A 13,002-nucleotide genomic window follows, 5' to 3' on the forward strand; every position below is an offset into this window, starting at 1 on the left:
TATCTTTAACCTTAAATTTAAAATTCCAAATTCTACCATAATACCTTTAATATTAAAAAGTTTTTAAAATTATTTTATGGGTTTTTGTCTAAAAAATTTTTTATATTTTGGGCAACTTTTTTTATTAAAAGAGTTCTTGCTTCTATACTAGCCCAAGCAGTATGAGGAGTAATAATGAGATTTTCTTTTTTCTCAATGTTAAAAAATGGACTATCTTTTAGCATCGGTTCAACTTCTAAAACATCAAGTCCAACTTTTAGATTTTTCTCATCTATAAATTTAGCCAAATCACTCTCATTTACGATGCCGCCTCTACCAAGATTCATCAAAATGGCACCATTTTTCATCTTTGAAAGATTGCTAGCGTTTATTAAGTTTTTAGTATTATCATTAAGCGGTGCGTGGATGCTAATAATATCAGAAGTTATTAATAACTCATCTAAACTAACACTTTTGTAGGTAGTGTTAGTGTTTTTCCCACTAGTTGAGTAGTAGCACACTTCACAACCAAAAATTTTAGCAGTTTGAGCTACCTTTTCTCCGATAGTTCCAAGCCCTATAATGCCAAATTTCTTACCATGAATTTCACTTATTTCTCTTCCTAAATGTGTAAAAATTTCACTTTTTGCCCACTCGCCATTGCTAACATAGTTAGTGTAATACCCTATGTTTTTTGTTAGTTCAAAAAGCAGGGCAAATGTGTGTTCTACGACGCTATTAGTTGAGTAACCTGCTACATTTTTAACTACAATTCCTGCATTTTTAGCCGCTTCTAGGTCGATGTTATTTACGCCTGTTGCAGTAACGCATATTAGTTTTAAGTTGGTGTTATTAATGACTTCTTTTGTTATTAAAACTTTGTTAGTTATAGCAATATCAGCGTTTTCAAGCCTTTTTATAGTATCTTTTGAGTCAGTTTTAGCATATACTTTAAAACTACCAAATTTTTCAAAAATAGATAAATCAACATCAAATCCTAGTGTATCTGCATCTAAAAATACTGTATTCATAATATTTAATCCTTTATGTAATGCCCTACAAATTTAGCAAAATTTCCTAAAATTTCACCACCTTTTCTATATCCTAAAGCACACCCTTCAAAAGCAAAAAATACCCCTGCTTGATAGTTGTGTCCTAGACTATCTTTATTAAATTCATAAAATTCTTGATAGACAAATTTTTGACTTTCATACTCGCCATCTTCTTTTGCTACTATTTTACCGTCAGCGTCAAATATAGTAACATTTGCTCCTTCTCTGGCTAAAAATGGCTTCTTGACCATTTTTTTACCAATTAATGGCTCAAATGAAGTTTCTAAAAGAAGTGGGTGATTTGGATACAGATCCCATAAAATTTTTAAAATTCCTTTGCTTTGGAATAGTAGCGTATAGGCTGGATTTAAGATGATTGCTTTTTGGTTTTTTATGATATTTTTAAGGATTAAAGCAAGATCACTCTCATCAACTGCTATACTCTCCCAAGGAATCAGTTTAAACCAAAATTCATAGTTTTCATCATCGTAAAAAATGCCATTTTCATCGTTAAATACAACCTCATCAGCATAGGCAAAATTTGTCGTAAATCCTGCATCTTTTGCTGCAAATTCCAAAAGTTTAGTTGTGGCTTCATCTTCTAAATTTCCAGCAATTGAGCTAAATAAAATTTTCCAACCATTGTAAAATTTCTCAAAGTCGCTAGTATCTTCACTAAGCGTTACAAGGCGTTTGAAATTCTCAACTAAAGCATCGTATAAGTCATTAAACTGAGAACTTTCATCCATGCCATTTTGCTTGAGTAAAGCCCACTGGATGATTGCAGTTTCAAAAAGAGCAGTTGGAGTATCGGCGTTAAATTCAATTAGTTTTATCTGTTTACCATCAAGCCCACCCGCTAAATCAAAGCGGCCATATAAGTGCCAATGAACATCATTTTCCCAGCTATCTTTTATAATATCAACTAAGTTAAAAGGAATGCCAAGTTCGTGAAAAAGGTTGTTGTCTATTACATGCTGTGCAGCAGCAACAAACATATCATATAGCTCATTTGCCGCTTCATAGTAGGCTTCACACTCATCTTTACTAACTTCTACAACTTCATCTGCTACATAACTTGTGTTATCACTATCTGTGTGCCACGAAAATCCTATACTTTCTAGATACTCAGGTGTTAAAGCATTTAGTTTTTTGATATTCATCTTATCCACCTACTGATGATGATTTAGATCCACCACCAAAAAAGCCACTTCTGCCACTTGTGCTTTTTTTAGCCGTTTGACCTTGTTTTGCATTGTTAAAACTATTTACACTTCTTTGATAACTGCTTGTGTTTTTATACGCACTTTGGCGTTGATTTTGATAAGCTGGGTTGTTAAAAAGCTTACTTCCTATCCAGCTTCCAATTATTGCACCTGCTGCACTTGCAAGTATTGCTTCACCTAGACTCATTCCACCACTACTAAGTTGAGCATTAGGATTTGTTAAATTTGAAGTACCATTATCTATCTTTGTTGCTTCTTTGGCTATTAAAGCATCCATCTCTTCTTTTGTTAGAACCTCTTCTGTTCCATCAAGTTTTTTAAGAACAACTCTAGTTTCTGCACTGGGAAATTCTTCTAAAATCTTATATCCACCGCCTTGAACTTCTTCAATAACTACAAATGCACCTGCTAACTGATTTTGCTCTTTTGTGCTACTTTGTCCATTACATCCTGATAAGCCGCCTGCTAAAACTAGCCCAAACCCACTAGCTATAGAGACTGCTACTATCTTTTTAACTCTTTTCATTATCATCCTTTATTAAAGTTGAAATTTCAAAATTCTTATCAATAAATATCATTCCTGCTTCTATTTTTATAAACTCACTATCATAAGCTTCTTTTATGATTAGCTTTTTAATCTCTTTTCTCTCTTTTTTCTTAAGATCAAGTGTGTCTAAAAAGTCCTTAAGAGAAAGCCACTTTTTTTCGCTTTTTTTATCTTGAGCAGTTTTTACTTCAATAGCTTCTATTTTATCTGTTTTTGCAAGCATGGGTTTTTCAAGTAAGCTTAAAAAATACTTAAGCTTCTCATCTCTTTCATTATAAATGGCTTTTATTTCGTCTTTTGTATTTGTTAGAATTTGCTCTTTTTCTTGATAGAGTTTTTCTTTATCGCCTTGAAGGGAGCTGATTTTTAGCTTTAAATACTCAATTTCACCTTTAAGATAGTCAATAAAATCCTTATCATTTTTGCTAGATTTTTGTGATTTTGTGTTTGTGGTAGTTTTATTATCATCTTTACTAAGAAGGACATATTTTACGCCATCTATCTCTTCGCTTTGGATGGTTTGTCGGCGAATTCTATTGTAAATAGCCTCTTTTGAAATTCCAAGTTTTTGTGCTGCATCCGCTATTGATAATCTTTCCATATTAACTAACCTTTTCGCATTTTGTTAGTTTATTGTAGCAGATTTTGATTAAATTTAGGCTAAATTTTGGAGATAAAAAGCTAACTAACAAATAGTTAGTTAGCTTCATGGGCTTAGAGTCTTGATTCGTATCTTCTAAGCATATAGAGTCTTTTTAGCATTTTCTTTCTAGCTGCAATCTTTTGCTTTTTGCGAATTTCAGTCATCGGTTCGAAATTTCTTCTAGCTCTAGCTTCAGTTACAATTAGATTTCTATCTGTTTGCTTTTTGAATCTTCTATAAGCTTCATCAAAACTCTCATTAGGATAGACCTTTACACCAGGCATTCCTAATCACCACCTTTCGTTAAAATTTGAAGAGTAATTATACTACAAAATTTATAAATTTCAAAATTTAAGGATTAAATAATTGAAATGATAGTAAAATTTAAATGTGATAAAGATATTACTATTTTAAGGACAGATTATGTATAACTATGCTAAAAAACGCTATATTAGTTTTTCTATCATAATGATTTTAGCTTTTGTGCTTCCTTTCATAAGGATTAATGGGAATCATATTTTTCTTTTAAGCTTTGATAGAAAAGAACTTCATCTATTTTTTCAAGCTTTTTCAACTCAAGAACTTTTTTTGCTTCCATTTTTGCTTATACTTTGTTTTGTTGGAATTTTTTTTATAACATCTCTTGGAGGTAGAGTTTGGTGTGGTTGGGCTTGTCCGCAGACGACATTTAGGGTTTTTTATAGAGACTTCATTCAAACAAAACTTCTTGGAATCAGAAGAAGTATAAAAAACAAGCAAGTTCAGCCAAAAAGCAATATTGTTAAAAAAGCAATTGGATTTATTATATGGGTAGTTATATCTTTAATTGTAGGTTCAAATTTTATGTGGTATTTTATACCGCCTGAGGACTTTTTTAGATATTTAGCAAATCCTAGCGAGCATCTGTTTATGATAGGCATAGTTGTAGGTATTGCGCTGTTTTTAGTGCTTGATATTGTATTTATAAAAGAGAATTTCTGTGTATATATATGCCCCTACGCTAGAATACAATCTGTTATGTTTGATAAAGACACATTTCAAGTCATATATGACGAAAAAAGAGGCGGTAAGATTTATGATGATAAGCACAATCTTATAGCAAATAAACCAACTGGTGAAGGTGATGAGTGTATAGGATGTAGAGCCTGTATAAATATCTGCCCAACTCATATAGACATAAGAAAAGGTATGCAACTTGAGTGTATAAACTGTTTAGAGTGTGCTGATGCTTGTAGTGGCGTTATGGGTAAATTAGGCAAAATTTCACTTATAAATTGGACAAGTGAAAATGCAGTAGAAACTAGAAGTGAAACAAGAGTATTTAGACCAAAAACCATTGGATATATGGCATTTTTATCACTGATATTTGTTGTTTTACTTCTTGTTGGGGCTAGTAGAGATAGCTTGCTTCTAAACATAAACCGAGATAGTGGTCTTTATAATATAAGAAAAACTCAAGATAGTTTAGTTGTAGAAAATGATTATGTATTTTTAATAGAAAATACTCATAGTAAAGATGGTAAATTTTACTTTAAAGTAGATAGTGATCTTATAAAAATAAAAAGACCAAAAGATGAATTTACAGTAAATTCAGGTAAAAAAGAGAAAGTTATCGTAACTCTTGTGATGAATGCAAGTAGTATAGAAGCCAAAGATGATGATATAAAAATTCCTATAAAAGTTAAAGCATATGCAGTTGAGAATGAAGATGAGATTAATGTGGTTAGGGATAGTGTTTTTATATTTCCAAAAAATGAGCAACTAAAAAGGTATAAAAAGTAAACCATAGGAGGGCAGATGGTGCCAAATTTAGCTAACAAAAGAGCAAAATTTAGATACAACAAAGTCCTAAATGTTGGACTTGAGCTATTTTTAGAAAAAGGGTATAACGATACTAGCTTAAATGATATAGTAGAAAGAAGTGGAGGTTCGCTTTCTACTATATATAAGTATTTTCATAATAAAGAAGGGCTTTTTAAGGCCATTATTGCAAATGGAATCAATAGATTCAGTGATGAACTTGAAAAAAATATAAATTTAAATGACTCTCTTTTGCTAGAAGAATTTTTATATAAATTTGGACACTCTTACTTCATAAGTATATTTTCTTCAAAGAGTATAGCTTTTTTCAAGCTAGTTTTAAGCGAGTGTTTTAATAGAGACACTATTGCTATAGGTAGAGATTTTGTAAGAGATATTGATACTTTTATGAGTGGTAGGCTTACTGAATTTTTTAAAAATGATCCAGATATGATGAAATTTAGTAGCGACGAGCTTATGAATTATGCTAGTTTTTTTACATATCTTGCAAGAGAACCATACTTTACAAATGCTCTGTTTTATGGAATAGAGCCAAATTTAACAGATAATCAATTGGAAAATCATCTTAAAAATATTATAAAAATCTTTTTATATGGAATCTTAAAGTAGTTTCATAGTTTTTTAAACTAAATGGAGTATAATTTTATTTTATTTAATTTAAAAGGCTATTTGTGCAAAAAAATATATATAAGAGACGAAGAATTTATGCGTGGGGAGTTATAGTTGGAATTTCAACCATTTCATTTTTTATATCTGAAATTCCACTTTTAAAATCTCTAGCCATAAGCCCTTTGATCATAGCAGTAATTTTTGGTTCAGTATATGGCAACACCGCTAAAATTGGCACAAAAATTCTCTATAAAACAAAATCTATAGCCATTTCAACTAAACAAATTCTAAGACTTGGAATTATACTTTATGGTTTTCGTATCACTTTTTCTGATATCGCTTTTGTTGGAGTAAATGGCATTTTAATGGCTTTTGTCATGGTATTTTCAACATTTTTTGTAGGATTTTTGATAGGAAAAGCTCTTGGTTTAGATACAAAAAGCACGACGCTTATTAGTTCGGGAAGCTCTATTTGTGGTGCTGCTGCTGTTTTGGCAACTGAGAGTATGACAAAAGGCGGCTCATCTAGAGTTGGTGTTGCTGTTACTACTGTTGTAGTTTTTGGTACTATTACTATGTTTATCTATCCTTTTGTATTTAAGATAGGAGTTTTACCATTTAGTCAAAAAGAGATTGGATTTTTTCTAGGTGGAACTTTACATGAAGTAGCTCACGCTGTAGGTGCTGGTGCAGCTGTTGGGGGCATGAGTGAACAAATTTCTATAATTATAAAGATGCTAAGAGTTCTTATGCTTATGCCGTTTTTAATACTACTTAGTTTTTTAAATAAAAATAAAGAGCACAGTATAAAAGATAGCATTCCATACTTTGCTATATGGTTTATAGTAGCAGTTGTTGTTGGTTCTGTCATGCCATTTAGAACCGAGATTATTCCGTATATAAATTTTTTAGATACTTTTATGCTAACTATAGCAATGGTTGGACTAGGTATTGGTATAAGAAAAGATATATTTAAAAGCGCTGGCAAAAAACCATTTATTCTTGCTTTTGGACTTCTTTTGTGGTTAATACTTTTTGGTGGAGTTGCTTCTAAAATTTTAGGCTAAAATCTAGTTATAAAATAGAATAATTAAACATTAATAGTTTAAATTTAGTTTATAAAAAAAGTATAAAATCACCTATACACAGCTGTTTATGGTATTTTTTAGTATAATTATCGGACTAATTATTAAATATTCGTTGATAAAATTTACACTAATTAAGTATAATTACAACTGTTTTATAGTAATTGATATTACACATTAAAGGAATGGTATGAGTAAATTTAGAAAAGCACTTATTTTTTCATCTTGCTTGTTTGTTTTAGCAGGTTGTGCTGATGGCGGAAAAGATGCAAAAGCAAAAGGTTCTATGAGAGATCAAGGACCTGTTCCGGTAGGAATCTTTACTGCTAAGATGGCTGATGAGCCTATAGTTTTAGAGTACCCTGCTAGGGTAGTAAGTGATCAAGATGTAGATATTGTTGCAAAGATTTCAGGTACTATAGAAAAGCAGAATTTTAAAGCCGGGGACAAAATAAAAAAAGGCGATGAGCTGTTTTTGATAGAACCTGACAAATATGAAGCTGCTTATGAGATGGCGGCGGCAAACCTTAGCTTAGCAAATGCAAATCTTGAAAAAGCTAGACTTGATTATAATAGAGCTTCAAGGCTTAAAAGATCAAATTCTATAAGCCAACAAGAATTTGACGCAGCTAGTGCGGCTTATAATAGCGCTTTAGCATCTATAAAAAGTAGCGAAGCAGCACAAAAAAATGCAGCTGTAGATATGAACTATACTAAAGTTATAGCACCATTTAGTGGGGTTGTAGGAGATCCGTATGTTGATGTTGGTGAGTTTGTATCGCCAGGAGCGAATGCTAGACTTGTAAGACTTACAAAACTTGATGTTGTAAATGCAGAATTTGCTATTCCAGATATTGATGCTTTGACGATTAATAATCAAAAAAATGGTGGCGAGTGGGCTCAAAATGGCTCTCTTGCAACACTTAAAGTTGGTGATAGAGAGTATAATGGAACTATTACTTTCATAGATAGAGTTTTAGATGAAAAAACAGGTTCTATAGCTGCAAAAGCTAGTTTTGAAAATAAAGATGGCTCTCTTCTTCCTGATTCATTTGCAAGAGTGAGAATGGACGGACTTTATCAAAAAGATGGCTTTAAAATTCCACAAGTTGCAGTTATGCAAGACCTTTCTGACTCATTTGTATATGTTATAGAAGATGGAAGTGCTTCAAAAAAGATTGTAAAAGTAGTTTCTGAAACCGGAGAGTACTCTATCGTTTCTAGTGGATTAAATGATGGTGATAAAGTGATAATAGATAACCTTATGAAAGTAAGGGTAGGAACACCTGTTCAGATAGTCCAAGAGGTTAAGTGATGTCAAAATTCTTCATACATAGACCGATATTTGCATCGGTTTTGTCTATTATAGTAGTTATCGCTGGTCTTGTATCTATGGCGGTTTTACCAGTTGAGGAGTATCCTCAGCTTACTCCACCTAGAATTATGGTTATGGCAACTTATAGTGGAGCTGATGCTGAAACTATTGCTGAAACTGTTGCTGCACCTTTAGAAGATGCAATAAATGGTGTTGAGGATATGATCTATATGCAGTCAACTTCAAGTTCATCAGGTGAGCTTAGTCTTAGTGTTTATTTTGAAGTTGGAACAGATCCACAAGAAGCTCTTGTTAATGTTAACAACCGTATAAGCATTGCCGAACCAAGACTTCCTGCTGAAGTTGCAAGACTTGGAGTTAGGGCTTTTGAGATGAGTCCAAACATTCTTGAGGTTGTATCTTTTTATGATCCAACAGAGCAGATGGATCAAGTTGATGCTTATAACTATCTTGCTGTAAATGTCGTTGATGAGTTAAAAAGAGTTCCTGGCGTGGGTAATGTTGTAGCTGTTGGAAATAAAGATTATTCTATGAGAATCTGGGTTGATCCTGATAAACTTAAGCATTATGATCTTACAATTTCTGAAGTAACAGCAGCTATTAGAGAACAAAACTCACAATATGCCACTGGTAAATTTGGACAAGAACCAACAAAATCAGAAAATGCCTATGTATATATTATCAAGCCAGAAGGGCGTTTGATTAAAACAAGCGAATTTGAAAACATAATACTTAGAAGTGATAAATTTGGTTCAGCACTTAAGCTAAAAGATGTTGCAACTATCTCTCTTGATGCAGAACAGCACTTTTTTGAAGCTAGATACGGTAAACATCCAATGACACCTGTTTTGATATTTACTCAAAGCAGTGCAAATGCATTAGCAACAGCAGAAGCTGTAAATGCAAAACTTGAAGAGCTTAGCCCTACATTTCCTGGTGGTTTGACTTACTCTATAAGTTATGATACAACAGAATTTGTTAAAGTTAGTGTTGGAGCTGTTGTTAAGACATTTATTGAAGCTATGGTTCTTGTTATGGTTATTATGTATCTTTTCTTAGGAAATATAAGAGCTACGATTATACCTATGCTTGCTATACCAGTATCTATTGTTGGAGCTTTTGCTGGAATGCTTGCAATGGGCTTTTCCATAAATATGATTACGCTTTTTGCTATGATTTTGGCAATTGGTATCGTTGTTGATGATGCCATCATTGTTGTAGAAAATGTGGAGCGTATTTTAGAAGAAGATCCTGAAATTTCAGTTATTAAAGCTACAGAGAAAGCTATGGAAGAAATTTTTGCCGCAGTTGTCTCTATCGTATTGGTTCTTTCAGCTGTTTTTATTCCAGTTGCTTTTTTAGAGGGTTTTGTTGGAATTATGCAAAAGCAGTTTGGTTTAACTATGGTTGTTGCTATTGTAATATCAGGAATTTGTGCTCTAACTCTAACTCCAGCACTATGTGCTATGCTTTTAAAAAGAAAAGAAAAGCGACCATTTTGGTTTGTTAGAGGATTTAATAAAATATTTGACTACTCAACAGATGTATACTCTTGGATAGTTAAATGGATACTAAAAGTTCCGATTTTCTCAGTTTTAGTTTTTATTGGAATTGTGTTTTTAACATCTGTAATGTTTAAAGTTGTACCTGGCGGACTTGTTCCAAATGAAGATAAGGGAAGCCTTATGGTTATCAACCAACTTCCTTCAGCTGCAGCTATAAATAGAACCTTATCTCATGGTGTTGAACTTCAAAATAGCATTGCTGATGAAAAAGAGGTTGACTCAACCGGACTTATGGCAGGGTATGATCTTCTTTCTGGCAACCTTAGAGAAAACGCTGCCATTATGTTTGTTAAGCTTAATCCTTGGGATGACAGACCACTTGAGAGCCAAAGTTCATTTGCACTTGCTGCTAAATATAACGCTATGTTTGCACAAAATCGCCATGGTTTAAGCTTTGTTTTAAATCCACCACCAATTAGTGGTCTTTCAACCACTGGAGGATTTGAGTTATATGCACAATCAAGTTCTGGTAAGACATATAAAGAGATAGAGGCTGATATGGGCAAAGTTGTTGCTAAGGCAAATGAGCGTCCTGAACTTATGATGGTAAGGACTACTCTTGATACGAATTTTCCTCAGTATGATATATCTGTAGATAAAGATAAAGCAAAGATGATGGGTGTAAATATTGCTGATATCTTTACAACTATAAATGCAACCATCGGTAGCTACTATGTAAATGACTTTAATATGTTAGGCAAAACTTACAAGGTAAGAATTTCAGCAGATAGCGACTTTAGAGATAGTGAACAAGCTATTAGAAATATCTTTGTTAAAAGCATGACAACAGGAGAGATGATACCAGTTAGCACTCTTGTAACACTTAAAAAAAGCCTTGGACCTGATAATGTTGATAGATTTAATGGTCTTCCAGCAGCTAAGGTTATGGGCGAACCAGCACCAGGATATACATCTGGTCAGGCAATAGGTGCGATAAGTGAAGTAATGGCTGAGGTTTTTCCAAATAATGAGTACTCTATAGGTTGGTCAGGAACAGCTTATCAAGAGGTTCATACAAGCGGAACTGGAACGATAGCATTTATCTTTGGTATGATATTTGTGTATCTAATCTTAGCTGCTCAGTATGAAAGATGGCTAATGCCAATAGCAGTTCTAACAGCTGTGCCATTCTCGGTTCTTGGGGCTTTAGGTGCTGCTTATATCGGTGGGCAAAACAATGATGTTTATTTCCAAATCGGACTACTTTTGCTGATAGGACTTGGTGCTAAAAACGCTATTTTGATTGTGGAATTTGCTATGGCAGCTCATGAAAAAGAAGGAAAGAATTTAATTGAAGCTGGAATTCAAGCTGCAAAACTTAGATTTAGACCAATTGTTATGACATCTTTAGCTTTTACTCTGGGGGTTTTACCACTTGCTCTAAGCAGTGGAGCTGGAGCGGCAAGTAGACATGCTGTTGGTATACCAGTAATTGGTGGTATGATAGCAGCATCAACGATTGCGATTTTGTTTATTCCATCATTTTACTATTTGGTTGAGTCATTTAACAACTTGCTAGATAGAATTTTTGGTGATAATAAGTCAAAACAGAGTCCAGCTGTTACCCAAAATAGCGATATGGAGATCATAGATGATGATAGGAGAGTTCATGTTAAGTAAAAAGAGTTTAATTAGTGTAGTTGCTATATCATTATTTTTAACTGGTTGCTCTTTTAAGCCAGTTACTCCGCTAAAAGATGCTAGTTTTAAAGCAACTTATGCTACAACAAATATAAATGATATGTGGTGGATGGATTTTAAAGATCCAAATTTAAACACACTTGTAGATAGTGCCTTAAAGCATAATTCAGATCTAGCCTTAGCACTAAACAATATTGAAATAGCCAGAGTTAGCTTAGGGTTAAGTAGGCTTGATTACTTGCCAAATTTTGGATACGGTGCAACCGCTGGTGGTCAAAATAACCTTCCGATGAGACCAAATGCTAACTCTAGTGAAGCTTACTCAGCTAATATAAATATGAGTTATGAGATAGATTTATGGGGTAGGGTAAGAAATGGCGTTAGGGCAAATGAAGCTAAATATCTAGCTACAAAATATGATTATGATTCAGCAAGACTTTCAATTGCAAGCAATGTGGTTACGACTTATTTTAGGCTTCTTTTCTTAAAAGAGCAAGAAAGTATCTTAGAAGATACTCTTGCTAGCTATACAAGAACTCTAAATTTTAGAAAAAACCAACTAGGAGCTGGAGCTATAAGCTCTATAGTTTACTATCAAGCAAAAGCCCAAGTTGACTCAGCTAAAGCAAAAATTACTGAAGTTAGAAATGAACTATCTAGTACAAATACTGCTTTAGCACTTTTAACTGGTAAAAACTACAATGAAATTTTATATAAAAATATATCTACAAATAGAAATACTCTTCCAACGATGCCAGTAGTTCCAAGTGGAGTTCCATCAGATCTACTTTTGCATAGAGCAGACGTTGCTGCATCTTTAGAAAGACTTAGAGCTTCAAATTTCTTAGTTGGTGTTTCGAGGGCTAATTATTTTCCAAGTCTGTCTTTAACTGGAAATTTAGGATATATGAGTAGTGATTTTAGTAGATTGTTCGCTACAGCAGCAAATAGCTGGAGTATAGCAGGCTCTCTGGTAGGACCACTTTTAGACTTTGGTAGAACCTCAAAAAGAGTTCAAATTTCAAATTTAGAGCAAAATGCTAGTTTTATTAACTACGATAAGACTTTAAAAAATGCCTTTGGTGAAGTTAGAGATGCGTTAGTTAATAGAGAAAACGCCCTTCTTTTACAAGATAGTATGCAAAATTTATACAAATCACAACAAAATGTTTATAATATAGCTAGCAACCGCTATAAAGCTGGATATAGTGATAACTTAGAACTGCTTGATGCTCAAAGAGGGCTTTTAAACGCAAGACTTAGCCTTGCATCAGCAAGACTTGGCGTTGCAAATAGCGTAGTTGGCGTTTATAAAGCTCTAGGTGGTGGATTTACGCTCAAAGACAGTAGAGCAAAAGCTTTACTAGAAGCTAACAAAACTGTAGAACCTACAACATCTACTAATCCATTTGGCGATCTTAAATACTAAATTTAACCCCTACTTTGGGGTTAAAACTTTAATATTTAAAATGTTTACCCTTTTGTCATATAATGTTAA

11 protein-coding genes are annotated in these 13,002 nt (G+C 33.2%); 6 read left to right on the forward strand and 5 right to left on the reverse strand.

Annotation, left to right across the window (positions count from 1 at the left end):
- Positions 1–74: 74 nt before the first annotated feature.
- From CCORG_RS00315 to rpsU, 5 genes are all read right to left on the reverse strand, one after another.
- Positions 75–1,010 carry a D-2-hydroxyacid dehydrogenase gene (locus CCORG_RS00315; RefSeq protein ID WP_025802311.1) on the reverse strand — a complete coding sequence of 312 codons (936 nt, stop codon included), beginning with the start codon at positions 1,008–1,010 and terminating at the stop codon, positions 75–77.
- A 5-nt stretch (positions 1,011–1,015) separates the two neighbouring features.
- Positions 1,016–2,194 carry a glutathionylspermidine synthase family protein gene (locus tag CCORG_RS00320; protein WP_025802313.1) on the reverse strand — a complete coding sequence of 393 codons (1,179 nt, stop codon included), beginning with the start codon at positions 2,192–2,194 and terminating at the stop codon, positions 1,016–1,018.
- Position 2,195: 1 nt separating this feature from the next.
- On the reverse strand, positions 2,196–2,783 hold the full coding sequence (locus CCORG_RS00325; protein ID WP_025802315.1) for a UPF0323 family lipoprotein: 588 nt from the start codon (positions 2,781–2,783) through the stop codon (positions 2,196–2,198).
- Complete coding sequence (locus CCORG_RS00330; protein WP_025802317.1) at positions 2,770–3,405, reverse strand: hypothetical protein; 636 nt, start codon at positions 3,403–3,405, stop codon at positions 2,770–2,772. Before CCORG_RS00330 ends, CCORG_RS00325 begins: the two co-directional genes overlap by 14 nt.
- Positions 3,406–3,518: 113 nt before the next feature.
- On the reverse strand, positions 3,519–3,731 hold the full coding sequence (rpsU, locus tag CCORG_RS00335; protein WP_025802319.1) for a 30S ribosomal protein S21: 213 nt from the start codon (positions 3,729–3,731) through the stop codon (positions 3,519–3,521).
- Positions 3,732–3,870: 139 nt separating this feature from the next.
- Between rpsU and ccoG the strand changes: the two genes are divergently transcribed.
- The 6 genes from ccoG to CCORG_RS00365 all read left to right on the forward strand — a co-directional run bounded on the left by ccoG (position 3,871) and on the right by CCORG_RS00365 (position 12,933).
- Positions 3,871–5,229: a cytochrome c oxidase accessory protein CcoG gene (gene ccoG / locus CCORG_RS00340; protein WP_025802321.1), complete on the forward strand. Its 1,359-nt coding sequence runs from the start codon at positions 3,871–3,873 to the stop codon at positions 5,227–5,229.
- Positions 5,230–5,244: 15 nt separating this feature from the next.
- On the forward strand, positions 5,245–5,877 hold the full coding sequence (locus CCORG_RS09005; protein ID WP_025802323.1) for a TetR/AcrR family transcriptional regulator: 633 nt from the start codon (positions 5,245–5,247) through the stop codon (positions 5,875–5,877).
- Between the two features lie 62 nt (positions 5,878–5,939).
- The gene (locus CCORG_RS00350; RefSeq protein WP_197561062.1) at positions 5,940–6,944 is read left to right on the forward strand and encodes a YeiH family protein; all 1,005 of its coding nucleotides are present in this window, start codon (positions 5,940–5,942) and stop codon (positions 6,942–6,944) included.
- Between the two features lie 208 nt (positions 6,945–7,152).
- The gene (locus tag CCORG_RS00355; RefSeq protein ID WP_025802327.1) at positions 7,153–8,277 is read left to right on the forward strand and encodes an efflux RND transporter periplasmic adaptor subunit; all 1,125 of its coding nucleotides are present in this window, start codon (positions 7,153–7,155) and stop codon (positions 8,275–8,277) included.
- Positions 8,274–11,483: an efflux RND transporter permease subunit gene (locus tag CCORG_RS00360; protein WP_025802329.1), complete on the forward strand. Its 3,210-nt coding sequence runs from the start codon at positions 8,274–8,276 to the stop codon at positions 11,481–11,483. Before CCORG_RS00355 ends, CCORG_RS00360 begins: the two co-directional genes overlap by 4 nt.
- Complete coding sequence (locus tag CCORG_RS00365; RefSeq protein WP_025802331.1) at positions 11,473–12,933, forward strand: efflux transporter outer membrane subunit; 1,461 nt, start codon at positions 11,473–11,475, stop codon at positions 12,931–12,933. The genes CCORG_RS00360 and CCORG_RS00365 overlap by 11 nt, the downstream gene beginning before the upstream one ends.
- Positions 12,934–13,002: the final 69 nt, after the last annotated feature.

The organism is Campylobacter corcagiensis (assembly GCF_013201645.1).
Classification (GTDB): Bacteria; Campylobacterota; Campylobacteria; order Campylobacterales; family Campylobacteraceae; genus Campylobacter_B; species Campylobacter_B corcagiensis.

Excerpts from the sequence above, each read along its gene's own strand:
- rpsU (WP_025802319.1), bottom strand. The coding sequence starts at position 3,731 with ATGCCTGGTGTAAAGGTCTATCCTAATGAGAGTTTTGATGAAGCTTAT.
- CCORG_RS00365 (WP_025802331.1), top strand. The coding sequence starts at position 11,473 with ATGTTAAGTAAAAAGAGTTTAATTAGTGTAGTTGCTATATCATTATTT.
- CCORG_RS00325 (WP_025802315.1), bottom strand. The coding sequence starts at position 2,783 with ATGAAAAGAGTTAAAAAGATAGTAGCAGTCTCTATAGCTAGTGGGTTT.
- CCORG_RS00315 (WP_025802311.1), bottom strand. The coding sequence starts at position 1,010 with ATGAATACAGTATTTTTAGATGCAGATACACTAGGATTTGATGTTGAT.
- CCORG_RS09005 (WP_025802323.1), top strand. The coding sequence starts at position 5,245 with ATGGTGCCAAATTTAGCTAACAAAAGAGCAAAATTTAGATACAACAAA.
- CCORG_RS00330 (WP_025802317.1), bottom strand. The coding sequence starts at position 3,405 with ATGGAAAGATTATCAATAGCGGATGCAGCACAAAAACTTGGAATTTCA.
- ccoG (WP_025802321.1), top strand. The coding sequence starts at position 3,871 with ATGTATAACTATGCTAAAAAACGCTATATTAGTTTTTCTATCATAATG.
- CCORG_RS00320 (WP_025802313.1), bottom strand. The coding sequence starts at position 2,194 with ATGAATATCAAAAAACTAAATGCTTTAACACCTGAGTATCTAGAAAGT.
- CCORG_RS00355 (WP_025802327.1), top strand. The coding sequence starts at position 7,153 with ATGAGTAAATTTAGAAAAGCACTTATTTTTTCATCTTGCTTGTTTGTT.